The 17388-nt window shown below is 74.4% G+C and carries 18 protein-coding genes; 8 read left to right on the forward strand and 10 right to left on the reverse strand.

The window, feature by feature from the left end:
• The first annotated feature begins 36 nt into the window (after positions 1–36).
• Positions 37–1503 (forward strand): protoporphyrinogen oxidase, encoded by a 1467-nt coding sequence (hemG, locus tag ACZ56E_RS15515; RefSeq protein ID WP_471214432.1) that lies wholly within the window; start codon positions 37–39, stop codon positions 1501–1503.
• Between the two features lie 4 nt (positions 1504–1507).
• A complete protein-coding gene (gene hemQ, locus ACZ56E_RS15520; protein WP_471214434.1) occupies positions 1508–2236 on the forward strand; it encodes a hydrogen peroxide-dependent heme synthase in 729 nt (242 codons plus the stop codon).
• Positions 2237–2252: 16 nt separating this feature from the next.
• Here the strand turns inward: hemQ and ACZ56E_RS15525 are convergent, their stop codons facing one another.
• From ACZ56E_RS15525 to ACZ56E_RS15555, 7 genes are all read right to left on the reverse strand, one after another.
• Entirely contained in the window at positions 2253–3854 is a 1602-nt protein-coding gene (locus tag ACZ56E_RS15525; protein WP_471214436.1) for an alpha/beta hydrolase, read from the reverse strand.
• Between the two features lie 109 nt (positions 3855–3963).
• On the reverse strand, positions 3964–4740 hold the full coding sequence (locus ACZ56E_RS15530; RefSeq protein ID WP_471214437.1) for a TIGR04222 domain-containing membrane protein: 777 nt from the start codon (positions 4738–4740) through the stop codon (positions 3964–3966).
• A gap of 94 nt (positions 4741–4834) precedes the next feature.
• Positions 4835–5590 carry a DUF4142 domain-containing protein gene (locus ACZ56E_RS15535; protein WP_471214439.1) on the reverse strand — a complete coding sequence of 252 codons (756 nt, stop codon included), beginning with the start codon at positions 5588–5590 and terminating at the stop codon, positions 4835–4837.
• Between the two features lie 142 nt (positions 5591–5732).
• Positions 5733–6809: a TIGR04222 domain-containing membrane protein gene (locus ACZ56E_RS15540; RefSeq protein ID WP_471214441.1), complete on the reverse strand. Its 1077-nt coding sequence runs from the start codon at positions 6807–6809 to the stop codon at positions 5733–5735.
• A 4-nt stretch (positions 6810–6813) separates the two neighbouring features.
• On the reverse strand, positions 6814–8130 hold the full coding sequence (locus ACZ56E_RS15545; protein ID WP_471214442.1) for an MbnB/TglH/ChrH family RiPP precursor modification enzyme: 1317 nt from the start codon (positions 8128–8130) through the stop codon (positions 6814–6816).
• Positions 8131–8211: 81 nt separating this feature from the next.
• Entirely contained in the window at positions 8212–8979 is a 768-nt protein-coding gene (locus ACZ56E_RS15550; protein ID WP_471214444.1) for a DUF4142 domain-containing protein, read from the reverse strand.
• Positions 8980–9096: 117 nt separating this feature from the next.
• Entirely contained in the window at positions 9097–9804 is a 708-nt protein-coding gene (locus ACZ56E_RS15555; protein WP_471214822.1) for a peptidyl-tRNA hydrolase, read from the reverse strand.
• 58 nt (positions 9805–9862) lie between these two features.
• On the opposite strand from ACZ56E_RS15555, the gene ACZ56E_RS15560 reads away from it, so the two are divergent.
• Together ACZ56E_RS15560 and ACZ56E_RS15565 are read left to right on the forward strand one after the other, a co-directional pair.
• Complete coding sequence (locus tag ACZ56E_RS15560) at positions 9863–10756, forward strand: ABC transporter ATP-binding protein (RefSeq protein ID WP_471214445.1); 894 nt, start codon at positions 9863–9865, stop codon at positions 10754–10756.
• 59 nt (positions 10757–10815) lie between these two features.
• Complete coding sequence (locus ACZ56E_RS15565; RefSeq protein ID WP_471214448.1) at positions 10816–11514, forward strand: ABC transporter; 699 nt, start codon at positions 10816–10818, stop codon at positions 11512–11514.
• A 24-nt stretch (positions 11515–11538) separates the two neighbouring features.
• Here ACZ56E_RS15565 and ACZ56E_RS15570 read toward each other — a convergent pair whose 3' ends face one another.
• The 3 genes from ACZ56E_RS15570 to ACZ56E_RS15580 form a co-directional block, all read right to left on the reverse strand.
• Positions 11539–11742, reverse strand: coding sequence for a hypothetical protein (locus ACZ56E_RS15570; RefSeq protein ID WP_471214449.1), 204 nt, complete (start codon positions 11740–11742; stop codon positions 11539–11541).
• Between the two features lie 10 nt (positions 11743–11752).
• Positions 11753–12616 (reverse strand): polysaccharide deacetylase family protein, encoded by an 864-nt coding sequence (locus ACZ56E_RS15575; RefSeq protein ID WP_471214451.1) that lies wholly within the window; start codon positions 12614–12616, stop codon positions 11753–11755.
• Positions 12617–12769: 153 nt separating this feature from the next.
• Complete coding sequence (locus ACZ56E_RS15580; protein ID WP_471214456.1) at positions 12770–13462, reverse strand: alpha/beta fold hydrolase; 693 nt, start codon at positions 13460–13462, stop codon at positions 12770–12772.
• Between the two features lie 231 nt (positions 13463–13693).
• On the opposite strand from ACZ56E_RS15580, the gene ACZ56E_RS15585 reads away from it, so the two are divergent.
• From ACZ56E_RS15585 to ACZ56E_RS15600, 4 genes are all read left to right on the forward strand, one after another.
• Entirely contained in the window at positions 13694–14212 is a 519-nt protein-coding gene (locus tag ACZ56E_RS15585) for a hypothetical protein (RefSeq protein WP_471214457.1), read from the forward strand.
• Positions 14213–14364: 152 nt separating this feature from the next.
• A complete protein-coding gene (locus tag ACZ56E_RS15590; RefSeq protein ID WP_471214458.1) occupies positions 14365–15609 on the forward strand; it encodes a methyltransferase in 1245 nt (414 codons plus the stop codon).
• A gap of 113 nt (positions 15610–15722) precedes the next feature.
• Positions 15723–16949 carry a Cmx/CmrA family chloramphenicol efflux MFS transporter gene (locus ACZ56E_RS15595; protein ID WP_471214460.1) on the forward strand — a complete coding sequence of 409 codons (1227 nt, stop codon included), beginning with the start codon at positions 15723–15725 and terminating at the stop codon, positions 16947–16949.
• Complete coding sequence (locus tag ACZ56E_RS15600) at positions 16946–17371, forward strand: RidA family protein (RefSeq protein ID WP_471214463.1); 426 nt, start codon at positions 16946–16948, stop codon at positions 17369–17371. The genes ACZ56E_RS15595 and ACZ56E_RS15600 overlap by 4 nt, the downstream gene beginning before the upstream one ends.
• Positions 17372–17388 lie beyond the last annotated feature (17 nt).

Raw genomic sequence — 17388 nt, forward strand, 5'->3', positions numbered from 1 at the left:
CACGGTCGGGACTCGCCCGTCTGAGAGAGTGGAGGCATGCGCGAAACGGACACACGTGCGGGGAACGGCCATGCCGTCGTCATCGGAGGCGGTATCGCAGGGCTGGCCGCCGCGCACCGCCTGCTCACCACCGACCCGGACAGGCAGGTGACCGTCCTGGAGGCGTCCGGCCGGCTCGGCGGCAAACTGCACGCCGCCGAGATCGCCGGGGTCCGCGTCGACCTCGGCGCCGAGTCGATGCTCGCCCGCCGCCCCGAGGCCGTCGCCCTCGCCCGCGAGGTCGGCCTCGCCGACCGGCTCCAGCCGCCCGCCACCGCGACCGCCGCGATCTGGACCCGGGGTGCTCTGCGCCCCATGCCCAAGGGCCACGTCATGGGCGTGCCCGGCGACGCGTCCGCACTGGCGGGCGTCCTCTCCGAAGAGGGCCTGCGCCGCATCGGGCAGGACCGCGAGCTGCCGCCCACCGAGGTCGGCGACGACATCGCGGTCGGAGAGTACGTCGCCGCGCGCCTGGGCCGCGAGGTCGTCGACCGCCTCGTGGAACCGCTGCTCGGCGGGGTGTACGCCGGGGATGCGTACCGCATCTCTATGCGCTCCGCCGTCCCGCAGCTGTTCGAGGCTGCCCGCAGGCACGCCTCCCTCACCGAGGGCGTCCGCGCCATCCAGGAGCGCGCCGCCGCGCGGAGCCCGCAGACCGGGCCCGTCTTCATGGGCATCGACGGCGGCGTCGGCGGGCTGCCGCTCGCCGTCGCCGATTCGGTACGCGCGCGTGGCGCCGAGATCCTGACGGACACGCCGGTCACGGAGCTGCGGCGGACGGCCGACGGCTGGCACGTGGTCACCGAGGGCGGCGTCCACGAAGCCGACGCCGTCGTCCTCGCGCTGCCCGCGCCCGCCGCCGCGAAGCTCCTGGACGCCGAGTCGCCCGCGGCCGCCGCCGAGCTGCGCACCGTCGAGTACGCCTCCATGGCCCTCACGACCCTCGTGTACCGCCGGAGCGAGACCGACCTCCCCGAAGGCAGCGGTTTCCTCGTGCCGCCCGTCGACGGGCACACGATCAAGGCGTCCACCTTCGCCAGCCGCAAATGGGGCTGGATCGACCGGCAGGACCCCGATCTGCTGGTGCTCCGCACCTCCGTCGGACGGTACGGCGAGACGGAGATCCTGGAGCGGGACGACACCGAGCTCGTCGAGCTGTCCCGGCACGACCTGCGCGAAGCGACCGGCCTGACCGCCACCCCCGTCGCGACCCGCGTCACCCGCTGGGACGACGGCCTCCCGCAGTACCCGGTGGGCCACCACGCGCGCGTGGCCCGCATCCGGTCCCACGTCGCCGGGCTGCCGGGCCTCGCCGTCTGCGGGGCGGCGTACGACGGCGTGGGCATCCCGGCGTGCGTCGCGAGCGCCAACGCCGCCGTCGACCAGCTGGCCGGCGATCTCGCCGGTGTGGAGGAGCTCACCCGCGCCCCGGTGCAGAGCCTGCACGGCGGCGGAGGAGAATAGCCGCATGAGTGACGCTCCCGCCGAAGTCATCGGCAAGACCCCGAACGCCGGCAAGAAGGCGAAGGACCTCAACGAGGTCATCCGCTACACGCTGTGGTCCGTCTTCAAGCTGCGCGACGTGCTCCCCGAGAACCGCTCGGGCTACGCCGAAGAGGTCCAGGACCTGTTCGACCAGCTCGCCGCCAAGGACATCACCGTCCGCGGCACCTACGACGTCTCGGGGCTGCGCGCCGACGCCGACGTCATGATCTGGTGGCACGCCGAGACCGCGGACGAGCTGCAGGAGGCCTACAACCTCTTCCGCCGCACCAAGCTGGGCCGCTCCCTGGAGCCGGTCTGGTCGAACATGGCGCTGCACCGCCCCGCCGAGTTCAACAAGTCGCACATCCCGGCGTTCCTCGCCGACGAGACCCCCCGCAACTACGTCTCGGTCTACCCCTTCGTGCGCTCCTACGACTGGTACCTGCTGCCCGACGAGGACCGCCGCCGCATGCTCGCCGACCACGGCAAGATGGCCCGCGGCTACCCCGACGTGCGCGCCAACACCGTCGCCTCGTTCTCCCTCGGGGACTACGAGTGGCTGCTGGCCTTCGAGGCCGACGAGCTGTACCGCATCGTCGACCTCATGCGTCACCTGCGCGCCTCCGAGGCCCGCATGCACGTCCGCGAAGAGGTGCCGTTCTTCACCGGCCGCCGCAAGTCCGTCGCGGACCTCGTGGCGGGCCTGGCCTGAGAGCCCGTATCGGGCTCTAACGCTCGCGCGGCAGCTCCACCGACCGCAGTCCGGACGACGGCTCGGGCTCCTTGTGCGGCGCGCACGACGCGTGCCGCCCGGGGAGCCTGCCCTCCAGGAGATACGCCTCGAAGTGTCCGTTGACGCACTTGTTGGGGCCGCCGGCGATGCCGTGGGTGCCCGCGTTCTCCTCGGTCACCAGGGCCGAGCCGGAGAGCCGGCGGTTCAGCTCCAGCGCGCCCTGGTACGGGGTCGCCGCGTCCCGCTCGGCGGCCAGGATCAGCGTCGGGGGCAGCGCGCCCGGTGCCGTGCGCACGTCGACGGGCCGCTGCCGCGGCGCGGACCAGTAGGCGCACGGCAGGTTCATCCAGGCGTTGTCCCAGGTCTCGAAGGGCGCCACGCGCGCGAGCCGTGAGTTGTCGCGGTCCCACGTCGCGAAGTCGGTGGGCCAGGGCGCGTCGTTGCACTCGACGGCGGTGTAGACGGCGTTGCCGTTCTCGTTCTCGGCGGCCGCCCTCGGTTCGGGGGCGGCCTGCTCGATCAGCGGCTTCGGGTCGCCCTTCAGATACGCGGCGAGCGCCGATGCGCGCATCGGCCAGTAGTCGTCGTAGTAGCCGGCCTGGAGGAACGCGCCCTGCAGCTGTCCGGGGCCGACCTTGCCGCCCGCGGGCTCGCGGGCCAGCTCGGCGGCCACCTTCTCGTAGCTGCGCTGGACGGCTTCGGGTGTCCTGCCGAGGTGGTACGTCCTGTCGTGCTTGGCCACCCAGGTGCGGAAGTCGGCCCACCGCCGCTCGAACGCCAGCGACTGTTCGAGGTTGTTGCCGTACCAGACCTGCGTCGGGTCGGGGTTGACCGCCGAGTCGAAGACCATGCGGCGCACGTGCGACGGGAACAGCGTCGCGTAGACGGCACCGAAGTAGGTGCCGTACGAGGCGCCCATGAACGTCAGCCTCTGCTCGCCGAGCGCCGCCCGCAGCACCTCGAGGTCGCGCGCGTTGTTCAGCGACGTGTAGTGGCGCAGCCCGGGGTTGCGTTCCGCGCACCCCCGCGCGTACGCCTTGGCCCGCGCGACGCGCTCCCGCTTGTACGCGGCGTCGGGGTGGGTCGGCGCCTGCGAGGGCGCCTTGCCGAACCGCTTCGGGTCCTGGCAGGACAGCGGCGCCGAGCGGCCGACCCCGCGCGGGGCGTAGCCCACCAGGTCGTACGCCGCCGCGATGCGCTTCCACTCGGGCAGGGCGCCCACCAGTGGGAAGTACGTGCCGGACGCGCCGGGCCCGCCCGGGTTGTAGACCAGCGCCCCCTGCCGGCCGACCGCCTTCTTCGCCGCCTTCCCGGTGGCCTTGGCGCGGCTGACGGTCAGCTTGATCTGCTTGCCGTCGGGCCGGGCGTAGTCGAGCGGGACGGAGACCGTGCCGCACCGGACGGACGGGGGGAGGCCCTCGGCCCTGGCGCAGGCGCCCCAGCGGATTCCGGCGGCCTCGGCGCGCTGCGCCGCGACGGTGGTGCCGGACATCTCGGGGGAGGGCGGGCTGCCGCTCGCGCTGCCCGCGGGGGTGGCGACGAGGGCGGTCAGGACCAGGGATCCAGCGGTTCCATAGCGGGCGGCTGCTGCTCTCATCGCGCTCTTTACCTCTTTTGTCCGGCCGTGCGTTCCGGGTGCTGCTCGAACAAAAGTGATGATTCGTCTGGTATTTGGCGAAGTAAAGCACCGGCCTGCCGGTGTCGGCTCAATGACCCCGTTGCGTCGTCCCGCGCTGCGGCCGCTGGGAGAAGGCGGCCCGCAGCCCCGGATCGCCCGCCGCGCGCACCCCGCGCACGGCGACGACGATGAGCTCCTCGCCGCGCACCGGCAGCGCGCCGAGCAGCCGCTGGCCCGCGGGGGACGCCCATCGCGTGTACGGGTGGATCTCCATGCGGGCGATGAGCAGACAGGCCGTGCACAGCAGCAGCGGAAGCGCGAACCAGATCGCGACCGGCACCTGCCCGGCGGCGGCCGCCCGCTCCTGCGCCGGCATCAGCACCGCGACGGTGCCGAGGCCGAGGACCACCGCTGTCGCGGCCCGCACCTGGCGCACCGCGGCCGCGACCCCCGAACCGGCGCCGTCGGGGACGGCGAGGCCCGCCGCGACGAGCCGGTCGGCGAGCGCCCGCACCGGGTCGGCGGCGGCCGCGCCCCGGCGCACCGGAGCCAGCCGCGACTGCCCCGCGGGACCGATCGCGCCGAGCACCGAACGCTCCATGTCGTCGCGGCCCACCGGGTCGACGACGGTCGCCCAGCCCGTGTGCGCGATCAGCAGCCGCCGCGCCCTGGCCATCGCGACCAGCGTCACGTCGACGACGCGCGCGGGACCGCCGGACAGGAACGCCGCCTCGTAGAGGGTCAGTTCGTGCCCGCCCGCCACGGCCCGCTCCTGCTCGGCGGCGCGGGTCGCGGCGAGGCAGAGCCGGCCGCAGGAGAGGCCGGCCGCGGCCCAGGCGAGGAGGAGCAGGGGGACCCAGAACATGGCGGTTTTCTATGCGAAGGCGCCGCATGGCGCTACGCCCTATTCACTATGTGGACACTCGGTGACGGGTGGGTAACGTTCCGTTTGTTTGGTGCTATCGGTCTCGGGGCTTCGGCCGGGACGCCGCGGGCGGCAGCGGGAACGTGGGCGACGGGGTGACCGGCTCGGCGGAGCCGGGGGAGTCGGTGGGTCCCGGCGGCGCCGGTGATCTGGTCACGGGCCCCGCGGGCCCGGACGTCGCCGCGTCCCGGGCGAGGCCGTCGAAGTCGACGAGGCCGGTGGCCTCAAGGACCTTGATGTGGTCGAGGACGGTCGTGTTCGCGTCGTCGGCCAGGGTGCGTGCCAGCGAGTTGCGGGTGTTCGCGCGCACCTCGGCGACCACGGAGAAGACCTTGCCGTGGGCCCGGCGCAGGACGTTAGCGAATTTCTCGTCGTACGTCTCGCCGCGCGCGCCGCTCAACTCCGCGAGCCAGTCGCGCTGCCGGCGGTTCGGCTGGCTGGGCAGTTCGAGGCCGAGCCGGGTCGCGACCTCGCGTACGCGCGCGTCAAGGAACGTGTGGCCCTCGACGAGGTGCTCGCCCGCGGTCCGCACGGCCTCGGTGGTGCCGCGCTCCTCGGCCTGCTGCCCCGCGGGCAGCTCCCACAGGCCCGCGAGGCGCACCTTGGCGATGAAGTCCCTGTCCAGCGCGGAGAGCGGCCCGAAGTCGGTGGCCACGGTGTCCGCGTGGAGCCGGTCGAGGGCGGTGCCCGAGCGGTCCTCGTAGGACCAGAGGGGGAAGATCAGCGCGGCCAGGGTCGCGACGAGGCCCGCCACGATGAGGCCGGTGCCGTTGATGGTTCGCGATCGCATGGCGCCTCCTGTTGCGGCACCGCACGTTAGTGCGCCCCGGGCGGGGCATGGTCCGATACGGCCGGGAGTACGTCACCTGCCGTACCGGGACCATGAGCCGACGGTCGAGGCGTGCGCCCTCGGACGGCTGGGCGCGGCCCGCTCAACATGACCCGCCGCCGCCCCCGCCGCACGAGGAGCCGCCGCCCCCACCGCCGCAGGACGAGCCACCGCCACTGCTGCTGCCGCAGGACGAACCACCCCCGCCCCCGCTTCCGCCGCCGGAACAGGACGAGCCGCCCCCACCGCCACCGCTGCCGCCCGAGCAGCAGAAGCCGCCCCCGCTACCGCTGCCCGACCCGCACCACACGGGCGTGCCGCTCCCCGCGGTCCACGCGGTCGAGTTCGTGTACGGGGTCGGGTGCGGGCCGGCGGGAGCCATCGCCGGGGCTCGGACGCGGGCGGCGGCGATCAGCTGGTCGCGCAGATCGGGGTGGGCCGCCGCGAGGCCGCGCGTCGCCACCAGGTGCGCCGCGCCCGTGAGGTGGCCCGACGAGGTGACGTACTCCCGCAGCGCGTACCGCCCCGCGACGGTGAGCTGCTTCGACGTGACCGAGAGGCAGACGATGCCGCTGATCACGCCGAAGGCGGCGGCGGGGAACAGCGCCAGGATGTCGGGGAGCGGCGAGTCGGCGCTGCCCGGCTCCAGATAGCTGTTCGCGAACCTCACCACGGTCAGGACGGCACACACCATGAACCCGAAGAAGGTCAGGAAGATCTGCGCCCCGGCCCAGCGCCGCCACTTCTGCTGCCGCCCCGGCCGCACGAGGAGCCCGCGCCGGGCGAGCGCCTCGCCCGTCTCCTGCACCGGCGCGCTCCGCATCACCGCCGCCCGCAGCTCGTGCAGCGCACCGCTGGGCGCCGCGGTGTGGGCGTCGACGACCGCCTGCTCGCCGGCGTTCCTGGCCGCCGGGCGGCTGATGCCGACGACGCCGGGTGCGGCGACGACGAGGCGGCCGTCCTCGTGCAGGCCCGCGATCAGCGAGTCCGTGGCGCGGGCGGGTCCGCCGGAGAGGAACGCGGCCTCCAGGGTGCCCCGGACGAAGACGCCGTGCTCGGCGTCGAGCGGCTGCCTCGCCGCGTGCGGGGACCTGGTGCGGCGGGCCGCCACCACGCCCCGGATCAGCTCGGCCGCGGCGAGCGAGACGACGACCGTGTACACCATGGCGATGATGTTCATGGCGTCACCGCCTCTGCAGGACGCGGCGGGTGGCGTGCAGCAGCCTGGCGGCGGGCCGCCGCGACCGGGGCGCAGGGCCCGACCGCTCCAGCCACCAGTCGCTCAGCAGCCGCCGGGCGGCCGCGTCCATGCCGTCGGGGCGCCCGGCGAGCAGCAGGTGCTCGGCGAAGTTCAGCGCGTCGTGCCGGTAGCCGCCGGTCATGGGGCGGGTCCTGGCGTACGCGAGGAACTCGGCGCGGTACGCCGTGCCGAGGATCTCCGGCAGTTCCGGCGCGACCTTCGCGACGACGTCGGCCCGCTTGGCGGCCAGCGCGTGGCTCTGCACCTTCAGGCGCGCGTGGTCGAAGCCCTCGGGCGCCGGGGTGCCCGCGACGAGCGCGGAGAGCAGGGCGGCCTGGGCGACGGCGGTGCGCTGCCGGGCGGTCGGGGCGGCGGGCGGCACCGCGCGGCGGTCGGCCGGGTCCTCGGCGGGCAGCTCGCCGGACGCCTTCACGGTCGCCCGGATGGCGTCCAACTCCCTTTCCAGCTCGACCGGTTCGGGGAAGTTCTCGTCCCGCTCCAGGAGAACGCCGGGCGGGGAGACGCGGGACGCGAGGTCGGCGAGGATCGCGAGCACGGGCTCGGGCACCGGGTGGGCATGGCTGTCGTGCCAGACGCCGTCCCGCTCGAAGCCGCCCGCCACATGGACGTACGCGATGGCCTCGACGGGCAGTTCGTCGAGGGCCTTGGCCGGGTCCTCGCCGCGGTTGACGTGGTTGGTGTGGAGGTTGGCGACGTCGATGAGGAGCCGTACGCCGGTGCGCTCGACCAGCTCGTACAGGAACTGGCCCTCCGTCAGCTCCTCGCCGGGCCATGCGACGAGCGCCGCGATGTTCTCCACGGCGAGCGGCACGGGCAGTGCGTCCTGCGCGACGCGGACGTTCTCGCAGAGCACGTCGAGCGCGTCGCGGGTGCGCGGCACCGGCAGCAGATGCCCGGCCTCCAGCGGCTGCGTGGCGGTGAGGGCGCCGCCGGCGCGCACGTACGCGATGTGCTCGGTGACCAGCGGCGAGCCGAGCGCCACGGCCCGCTCGGCGAGCGCGGCGAGGCGCCCCTCGTCGGGGCGGTCCGCGCCGCCGAGGCCGAGCGAGATGCCGTGCGGCACGACGGTCACACCGCGCTCGCGCAGCCGCACCAGGGAGTCCGGCAGATGCCCCGGGCAGACGTTCTCAGCGACGGCCTCGACCCAGTCGATGCCGGGCATCGCCTCCACGGCGTCCGCTATCTCGGGCCGCCAGCCGATCCCGGTCCCGAGCCGCCTTCGCTCCGCCACACGCTCCATGTCGCTCCCCCTTCGTCCCCCTGCGTCCCCAGGTCATGACCCTGCCGGGAGCGGGCGAACCCTCGGTGAAGACGTTCAGAGCTACATTTGAGGTTCCGGCCGATCGGTGTTGACCTGGCCGGGCGGCGCGGGCGAGGGGCGGGACGTGGTGGAGACCTCACCGCTCGGCCCGGCGGGCGCGGGCTCGGGGGGCACGGCCCCGGAGGGCGGGGGAGGCCCGGTGGGACTGGCGGTCGCGGTCGACGCGGCGCCGTTCGCGATCCCGTCGAAGTCGACGAGCCCGGTGGCCTCCAGCATCGTGATGTGGTCCAGGACGGTCTGGTTGGCGTCCGTGGCGAGCTGCCGGATCAGGGAGTTGCGGGTGCTGTCCCGCACCTGCGCGACGACACTGAAGACCTTCCCGTGCGCGACGCGCAGCAGGTTCGCGAACTTCCGCTGATACGTCTCACCGCTCGCCGCGGTGAGCTCCTCGAGCCACCCCTGCTGCTGCTCGGTCGGCTGGTTGGGCAGCTCCACGCCGAGCTGCGCGGCGACGGTCCTGGCCCGCTGGTCGAGGTCGGTGTGCCCGACGATGAGGTGGTCGCCCGCCTCCTTGATCGCCTTGGTCGGCGCGCGCTCGACGGCCTGCTGCCCCGCGGGTATCTCCCACAGCCCGGCGAGCCGCACCTTCACGAGCAGATCCCGGTCGGCCGCGGAGAGCGGCCCCCACTGGGTCGCCACGGACCCGGCGGCAAGATTGGCGGGCCCGGTACTTGAGCGGTCGGCGTACGACCACACGGGGAACGCGATCGCGCCCAGTGTGGCGACGAGTGCCGCGATGATCAGAGCCGTGCCGTTGACGCGCCGCAAGGTGCCTCCCGAGGTGCTCCCGTGTCGCCGGTGATACCGGGGAGTACGGAAGATACGGGCGGGGCGTTCAACCGCGCGAGATGTCGGACGGGACGGAGTCGTTCTTCGGCGTGGGTGTCAGCGGCGCAGGGCCGGGTGGTCGGCCACCACCGTGCAGGAGCCCGGGGCGATCTCGGTGAAGCCCGCGTCGCGGACCACCGGAAGGCCGCTCGTCGTCAGGGTGCGCCAGTGCCCGGCCTCGGGGGTGCGGACGGAGAGCGGGAAGCCCGCCTCGCGCCAGGCCGTGCGCTCCTCGGCCGGAAGCTCCCACCAGGCCAGCTGCGCGCCGTGGCCCGCCTGCGCCATCGCCTTGCCCGCCGACATGTCGACCTCGGGGCTCATCCACAGGACCGGGTGCGTCGGGTCGGCGCCTGCCGGGGGCTCCGGGTCGTCCAGCTCCGTGCCCGACACCTGGAGGCGCGCCAGCTCCTTGGGCCAGCCGTCCAGGGGGACCGGCGGGAACACCCGGACCTCCGCCGACTTGCCGGTGACCGTGATGCCGGGCAGCGCCTCCGCCTTGCGCCACTCGCCGCCGCGCGCCCTGCGCACCACCTTGCGGATGCGGGCGTCCTGCCAGTCGCGCATCGCCTGCGCCCACTCCCCGTCGCCGAGGGACCGCTCGTCGCTCAGCATCACCAGGACGGCGCGGGCCGCGGTCTCCAGGGCGTCCGTGCGGGCCGGGGGAGCGGCACGCTCGATGCGGGCGACGAGGGGCAGCACGTACTGCGGGGCCTCGTCGCGCGAAGTGCTCTCGTGGCGGAACGGGCTGTCCCGCACATCCGGCATGGTCGTCTCGTCGCTGGTCACGGACACCAGTCTGCCAGCGTGCGCGAGGATGGCCGGCATGGAACAGGATCTCGCGGTGCGCCTCCACGGGGTGGGCCGCCGCTACGGCGTGCGCGGCGCGTGGGTGCTGCGCGGTGTCGACCTCGGCATACGGGCCGGGGCCCTGGTGCGGATCGAAGGCGCCAACGGCACCGGGAAATCAACCCTGTTGAGGCTGCTCGCCGGCCTCGATGCGCCTTCCGAGGGCCGGGTGACCGGGCGGCCGCGCACGGCGTTCGTGCCCGAACGCTTCCCGGCCGCCCTGCCGTTCACCGCGGTCGGCTACCTCACACACATGGGCCGCGTCCACGGCCTCGCGCGCGGCACGGCGCGGCGGCGCGCGACGGAGTGGCTGGAGCGCTTCGGCGCCGCCGGGTACGCGCGTACGCCGCTTTCGGAGCTGTCCAAGGGCAGCAGCCAGAAGGTCGCCGTGGCGCAGGCGCTGCTGGCCGAGCCCGGTCTGCTGGTCCTCGACGAGGCGTGGACCGGTCTGGACGCCCCGGCCCGCGCCGAACTCGACCGCGCGGTGGCCGACCGCACGGCGGCGGGCGGCGCCGTGGTCTTCGTCGACCACGATCCGCGCCGGCTCGCGGGGGCGGCTGACGAGACGTACGCGGTGGTCGGTTCCGGCCTCAACCGCCTTACGTCCGAGGTGACTTCGGCGCAGTGGCAGGGGCCGACGGTCCTCATCGAGGTGCGGGGGCCCCGGGGCGCGGAGCTCCCGGTGTCCGTGGCGGAGGCGGTCGTGGAGGCGGGCCCCGGGCCCTCCGATGGCATCACGCGGCTCGTGGTCCCGGGACCGCACTCGGACCGGGTCCTGCGGGAGCTCTTGACGGCACGACCGCCGTGGCACGTGGTGACGGTGAGGGCCGAGGAGCCCCCGACGGCGGCGCGTGGCGGTGAGGAGCTGTGATGCCCACGCGATCCACGCGATCCACGCGGTCTACACGGTCTCCGCGGTCTCCGCGGTCCATGCGATCGGCGCTGTCCGTGCTGTCCCCGCTCCCCGCTCTGCTGCGCTACCAGACCGCCCTGCTCGTGCGCTCGCAGCGGTGGCTGCCGCCCGTCATCCTCTACGCCGTGTTCCTCGCCGTCGGCGTGCAGGGCGGGCAGCCCGTCCTGGACTCGCTCGCGTACGCGGCCGGGGTCCTGCTGCCCGTGGCGGCCTGGCTGGCACGGATCTGCGTGACCAACGAGCCGCCCGCGGCCCGCGCTTGCTCCGCCGCGGCCACCGGGCCGGGGCGGGCCCACCTCGCCTCGCTGCTCGCCGCGTTCCTCGCGTCGGCCGCGCTCGGGGGCGTGGCGGCACTCGTCGTGACGGCCATCAGTGACGCGGAGAGCACCGACGCGCGGCTGCCGGTGTCACGGCTCCCCGCGGGTGCGGCGGGCCTCCTGGCGATGCTGATCTGCGCGTCGCTCGGCACCGCGCTCGGAGCGCTCGCGAACCGGCCGCTGCTGCGGTCCGCCGGCCGGGCCGTCCCCACGATGCTGCTCGGCGCGCTGCTCCTCCTCGTCACCACGGGCTCCCCGGCGAAGTCGGTCCTCACCGCACTGACGACGGGTTCGAGGGAGGGCGCCGTACCGCTGCCGCTGGGTGCGACGGCGGGGGCGCTTGCCGTGGCGGCGGGCGCGGTGGGGGTGGCGTGCGCGCTGTGTTCGCGGCGCGGTTGACCCGGGGGCACCCTCTCGTACCCCTCAGCCGGAGCAGGCGGACCGTTGCGCCTCCTGCCACTCGCACGCCGGGCAGAGCGTGATGCCCTTGCGGGACTCCGGGTACTCGGTGGGCTCGCGGCACAGCACGCACTCGGCGCGGGGCTCGTCCGGCGCCGCGTCGCCCTCCGGAGCCGGGCCCTCCGTACGGTCCGCACCGTCCGCGCCGCAGTGGTCCTCATCCGCCATGCGGACCAGCCTAGCTCCGCGCCCCTGCCGCCCCCGCCGCCCTCGCCGTCCCGATCTGCTCCGACACCCGGACGAACCGGAATCCGCGTTCCCGCAGTTCCGGGACGATCGTGCGCAGGGCGCGCTCCGTCGCGGGCGCCGCGCTGCGCGTGCAGTGCATGACGACCACCGAGCCGGGCCGCACCCCGTCGAGCACCTGCTTGGCCACCGCTGCGGCGTCCGTCGCGAAGGCGTCGCCGCTGACCACGTCCCACTGCACCGCGGTGACGCCGCCGGGCGCGAGCGCACTCAGGGCCCGCCGGTCGTAACAGCCGCCCGGGAAGCGGAAGTACGGCACCGGGCGCTCGACGCCCGCCGTACGGAAGGCGGTGAAGGCGCGCTCCATGTCGGCGCGCATCCGGGCCGCGGGGACCGCGGGCAGGCCGTAGCAGTCCCCGGTGAAGGCGTGGTGGCTGTACGAGTGGTTGGCGACCTCGAAGAGGGGGTCGCGGCCGATGTCCTTGGCCTGGGCCGGGTACTGCTCGGCCCACCGCCCCGTCATGAAGAACGTCGCGGGCACCTTCAGCCGCCGCAGCGTGGCGACCAGCTCCGGGTTGTCGAACCGTTCACCGGCCTTCGCGCGCGGCCCCTGGTTCGCGGTCATGTCGGCGTCGAAGGTGAGGGCGACGGTGCGGCCGCGCGTCCGGGACCCGTTCGTGAACACGGGGGTGAGGCCGGCGGGTCCCGGCGCGAGCGTGGGCGGGGCGGTCGCCGCGGACCGGGCGGGGGGACTCGGGCGGCCGGGGGCGACGGTGTCGCCGGCGCACCCGGCGAGGACGGTGGTCAGGGTGCCGAGGGCGCAGAGCGCGGCGCATCTCCGTACGAGAGTGATCACCCGATGAAGATATGGGAGCAAGGCCGGTAAATAGGATTAATCGGGCGTGACGTGCGCCGAATGCTCCGCGCCGCCACCCGTCCGGCGTCCGTCCGTCCCTGAGCCAGCCGGTCGACGCCGCCCGCCCTGGATCCGGCCGCCCGGTGTTCGCCCCTAGATCCAGCCGTCCAGCGACGCCATGAACGCGTCGAAGTCGTCCCGGTGCATGGTGTGCCCGGCGCCCCGGACCGTCCGCACCTCGAAGCCGCGCCGCGCCAGCTCCTCCTTGAGCGGCCCCCCGACGACGGGGCTGGGGTCGGCGACCTGGACGAGCGACGGCACGACGGGCGCCGTCGGCGTGCGGTCGACCGCGCCCGCGCCGGACAGCGAGAGCGCCGTCTCCGGGTCCCACACGGCGAGGGTGGCGGCCTCGATGTCCACGTCGACCGCCTCCCAGCGCGGATTGAACTTCGCTATGACCTCGCGCGGGACCCGCTGGAACTCCACGAACACCGCGGGGTCGACCGCGTCCTCGCCGCCGAGCGCCCACGCGGGGTCGGCGTACACGGCCCGCGCGGGCGCGAGCCGCTCGGCCGCGAGGGCGAGCGCCAGACCGCCGAGCGAGTGCCCGAGCGCGAGCTCCGCGCCGGCCGGCAGGGTGTCGACCAGGTCGTCCGCGAAGATCTCCGCGCCGTACGCGCCGCGCCCGCTCGCCCCGTGCCCGCGCAGGTCCACACCGATGACGCGATAGCCCTCGGCGGCGAGAGCGGGGCCCACGCGACGCCACGTCCGGTGGTCCGACATGATCCCGTGGACCAAGAGGGCCACGCGGTCGCCGGTGCCCCACTCGTGGGTGTGCAGCTTCATCGTGAGGGTGCCTTTCTGGTGCGGGGGTCGCGGGCGGTACACCTGGATCTTCCGGGGCGGACCCGTCCGCTCCGGCGGCTGGGGTCGCGATGTGACGCACGCAACGGGCTCCGGCCACGCACAATGCAGCACCGGGGCACGGATCGAGGCAGTCTCGGAACGGCCCCGAAGGCGACCCCGAGGGGCTCAAGGTGACCCCGAGAGGGGCTCAAGGCGACGGAAGGAACGACCATGCGTCCGGTGCTCCGCGACGACGTACGGCAGTTAGCGAAGAGATGGGTGGACCAGGCCAGGGCCGACGCGCTGAAGAACGGCGAGGAGCCGCCCCCCGCGTTCCGCGACGTGCCCGACGACCAGCGCGCCCCGCTGTTCCGCGAGGCGCACTACTGGCACACGCTCGCGTCCGGGCTCTTCCTTGAGCAGTCCGTGCCGCCCCGCCCCTCCGAGGCGAACATCCGGGCCATGCGCAGGCACCTCGCGGACTGCGCCGGGCAGCTGCGCTCGATGATGGACCGGCGCGGCGAACTGCTGCCCGAGGGCGCCTGCGACCAGCTCGCCACCGTCGAGCTGCGCGTGGCCATGGCGCTGGACCTGGTGGAGAACGCCGGCGCGGCCTGGGCCCGCGAGACCGACGCGGCCTGGCACGAACTGATGCTGCTGGCCCGGCTCCTCGACTACGACCCCTCGCGCACGCCCGACGACTGGGTGCCGGAGGGGTGGAACAACTACGCGGGCCTCTGCCTGGTCTAGTTCGCCGGCCTCTGTCCGGTCCTGGCCCGGGATATCCTCGTCCCGGGTACGTCCAGTACATCCGGTACGTCGGTACGCCCGGTAGACCCTGAGGCCTCCCGCGTCGCAGCGCTCTACGTGCCCCAGCGCCCCGCGACCACAAGGAGTCCTTGATGCCCCACGTCGAGTGGACCGAGAACGACCGCAACGGCTCCGCCACGGACGCCGGCCCGGACGCTCCCGTGCAGAGTGCCCGCTGGCACTCCGAGAGCGGCGCCCCCGCGCCCCGCCGCGTCGTCGTCGCCGACGACCGGACGAAGGCCGACGTGGCCTACCGGCTCGTCTGCGAGGGCACCGCTCTGCTGTGGCGGGGCGACTTCCACGGCGCCCGGCAGCTGCTGAGCGCCCTGGGCCGCCGCGTGGACCGGAAGGCGGCCGCGCCACGCAAGGGGGCTGCTGCGCGCAAGGGAACTGCTGCGGGCAAGGCGGCCGATGCCGGTGAGGCGTCCGCGCCCGGTGCCACGGTCGCCGACTCCTTCCACCTGCACCGCCGCGCCCGCGGCCACCGGGCCCGCGTGCTCGGCATGCTGCTCGTCCAGCTGGACGACGACCACGGCCTCGCGCTGCGCCGGGCGCCCGACGTGCGCGCCACCTGCCGCGAGGCGTACGGACCGCCCGACGGGCCGATGGTGGTCTCCCTGCGCGAACTCCTGGGCGTGATCGGCGCCCACGAGTGGCGGTCCAAGGGCGTGCACGTGCCCGCTCTCGACGACCGGATCCACCCGCACTACGGCGTGTTCTCCCCGGTCAGGGGCGAGTACGTCGACCTGGTGGCGCAGGTGCCGCTGCCGGGCGCGGCCGAGCGGGGCGCGCCCCCGCGGCGTACGGCGTTCGACATCGGCACCGGCACCGGCGTGCTCGCGGCCGTCCTCGCCCGCAGGGGCGTCGACCGGGTGGTGGCCACCGACATCAACCCGCGCGCCATCGCCTGCGCACGGGACAACGTCGAACGGCTCGGGCTCCAGGAGCGAGTGGAGGTCGTCGAAACGGGCCTCTTCCCGGCGGGCCGCGCCACGCTCGTCGTGTGCAATCCGCCGTGGCTGCCCGCCCGGCCGACCTCCGCCGTCGAGCAGGGTGTGTACGACCCGGGCAGCGCGATGCTGCACGGCTTCCTCGACGGGCTCACCGAGCATCTGGAACCCGCGGGGGAGGGCTGGCTCATCCTGTCCGACCTGGCCGAACACCTCGAACTGCGCACGCGGGAAGACCTGTTGGCGGCCTTCGACGCGGCCGGCCTTCGGGTGGTCGACCGGCACGACATCGCGCCGCGCCATCCGCGCGCCGCGGACGCCACCGACCCCCTGCACGCCGCCCGCGCGGCCGAGGTGACCTCGCTGTGGCGCCTGACCCCGGCGTGAACACCCCTTTTTGAAGCAACCGTTTCAGAACATGCTAGCGTCGTCACTCGTCAGTTCTGAAGCGGTCGCTCCAAAAGCGGGGGCGGCTGCCTGCGACCGGGAGGGCCGCTGCAATGCCGCTTGCGGTGTACATCGTCGGGCTGGGCATCTTCACCCAGGGAACCTCGGAGTTCATGCTGTCCGGCCTACTGCCGGGCATGGCCGACGACTTGGGCGTGTCCGTCCCCGATGCGGGACTGCTCATCTCGGCCTTCGCGGTCGGCATGGTCGTCGGCGCGCCCCTGCTCGCCGTCGCCACGCTCCGCTGGCCGCGCCGCACGGCGCTCGTCTCCCTGCAGGCGGCCTTCGTCGTGGCCCACGTCATCGGGGCCCTCGCGCCCGGCTACACCGTCCTGTTCGTGACGCGCGTGGTCAGCGCCCTCGCGTACGCCGGGTACTGGGGCGTCGCCGTGGCCACCGCGGTGGCGCTCGTGCCGGCGGACGCCAAGGCGCGGGCGGTCGCCGTGGTCGCCGGCGGACTCACGCTCGCCACCATCGTGGGGGTTCCCGCGGGCACGGTGCTGAGCCAGTTCTCCAGCTGGCGGGCCGCGTTCTGGGCGGTGGCCGCGGCCACCGTGGTGAGCCTGGTCGGCACGCTGCTCCTCGTCCCCGGCGGCCGTGGCGAGGACGCCCGCCCCTCGGTCCGCGCCGAACTGCGGGCCATGGCACGACCGCAGCTGTGGCTCTCGTACGCCCTCACCGCCTTCACCTTCGGGGCGGTCATCGTCACCTTCAGCTATCTGGGGGCGCTGCTCACCGAGGTGAGCGGGGTCTCCGAGGGGTGGGTGCCCGCGGTCCTCGCGCTGTTCGGCGTCGGCGGCATGGCGGGCATCGTGATCGGCGGACGCACCGGCCAGACGCGTCCCCTCGGCACGCTCGGTCTCGGGCTCGGCGCGCTCGCCGTCTTCTCCGCGCTGCTCGCGCTGACGGCGCACGTGACGGCCGTGGTGATCGTCCTGGTCTTCCTGCTCGGCCTCGTCGGCTACGTCACCAACCCGGCCCTCCAGTCCCGGGTGTTCGGCCTCGCGCCGGGCGCGCCGACGCTGGTCGGCGCGGCCAACACGGCCGCGTTCAACGTCGGCAACACCGTCGCCCCGCTGCTCGGCGGCATGGCCATCGACGCAGGGCACGGCTACGCGTCGGTGGCCTGGGTCGGCGCCGCGCTGGCCGCCACGGGAGCGGTGGGCGTGCTGTGGGCGGCCCGTCTGCAACGGGCGGAGCGGGCGACGACGGGCACGCCGCAGCTCCCCGCGCAGCGCACGTCCGTCACCGCTCACGACACCGCGAGGGCCGAAGCATGAGTGCCGCCGAACACCGGGACCGCGCCGCGCGCGTCCGCGTCACCGCCGACCCCGACTGGTACGAGTCGGCGGGCATCTCGCTCGGCATCCGCGTCGGCGACCTCGTCTTCACCTCGGGGCAGGCCCCGGTCGACGGGCACGGACGCACCGTCGGTGCCGGGAACTTCGAGGCCCAGGCGCGCCGGGCGCTCGCCAACCTGTCCACCGTCCTCGACCACGCGGGCTCCGGCCTCGACCGCATGGTCAAACTGACGGTCTTCGTCACGGACGTCGCCCACCAGGACGCCTTCGCCCCGCTCCGCGCGGAGTTCTACGGCACGCCCCCGCCCGCGGAGAGCTTCGTCCAGGTCGCCGCGCTCGCCGACCCCGAGTGGCTGATCGAGATCGAGGCCGTCGGTGCAGTCGGTGCCGTCGGAGGGTGACGCCTCGGTTTTGTAAG

Source organism: Streptomyces sp. NPDC039480 (genome assembly GCF_055597165.1).

Coding starts and splice junctions, on each gene's coding strand:
- hemG (WP_471214432.1), top strand. CDS start 37: ATGCGCGAAACGGACACACGTGCGGGGAACGGCCATGCCGTCGTCATC.
- hemQ (WP_471214434.1), top strand. CDS start 1,508: ATGAGTGACGCTCCCGCCGAAGTCATCGGCAAGACCCCGAACGCCGGC.
- ACZ56E_RS15525 (WP_471214436.1), bottom strand. CDS start 3,854: ATGAGAGCAGCAGCCGCCCGCTATGGAACCGCTGGATCCCTGGTCCTG.
- ACZ56E_RS15530 (WP_471214437.1), bottom strand. CDS start 4,740: ATGTTCTGGGTCCCCCTGCTCCTCCTCGCCTGGGCCGCGGCCGGCCTC.
- ACZ56E_RS15535 (WP_471214439.1), bottom strand. CDS start 5,590: ATGCGATCGCGAACCATCAACGGCACCGGCCTCATCGTGGCGGGCCTC.
- ACZ56E_RS15540 (WP_471214441.1), bottom strand. CDS start 6,809: ATGAACATCATCGCCATGGTGTACACGGTCGTCGTCTCGCTCGCCGCG.
- ACZ56E_RS15545 (WP_471214442.1), bottom strand. CDS start 8,130: ATGGAGCGTGTGGCGGAGCGAAGGCGGCTCGGGACCGGGATCGGCTGG.
- ACZ56E_RS15555 (WP_471214822.1), bottom strand. CDS start 9,804: ATGCCGGATGTGCGGGACAGCCCGTTCCGCCACGAGAGCACTTCGCGC.
- ACZ56E_RS15560 (WP_471214445.1), top strand. CDS start 9,863: ATGGAACAGGATCTCGCGGTGCGCCTCCACGGGGTGGGCCGCCGCTAC.
- ACZ56E_RS15565 (WP_471214448.1), top strand. CDS start 10,816: ATGCGATCGGCGCTGTCCGTGCTGTCCCCGCTCCCCGCTCTGCTGCGC.
- ACZ56E_RS15570 (WP_471214449.1), bottom strand. CDS start 11,742: ATGGCGGATGAGGACCACTGCGGCGCGGACGGTGCGGACCGTACGGAG.
- ACZ56E_RS15580 (WP_471214456.1), bottom strand. CDS start 13,462: ATGAAGCTGCACACCCACGAGTGGGGCACCGGCGACCGCGTGGCCCTC.
- ACZ56E_RS15585 (WP_471214457.1), top strand. CDS start 13,694: ATGCGTCCGGTGCTCCGCGACGACGTACGGCAGTTAGCGAAGAGATGG.
- ACZ56E_RS15590 (WP_471214458.1), top strand. CDS start 14,365: ATGCCCCACGTCGAGTGGACCGAGAACGACCGCAACGGCTCCGCCACG.
- ACZ56E_RS15595 (WP_471214460.1), top strand. CDS start 15,723: ATGCCGCTTGCGGTGTACATCGTCGGGCTGGGCATCTTCACCCAGGGA.
- ACZ56E_RS15600 (WP_471214463.1), top strand. CDS start 16,946: ATGAGTGCCGCCGAACACCGGGACCGCGCCGCGCGCGTCCGCGTCACC.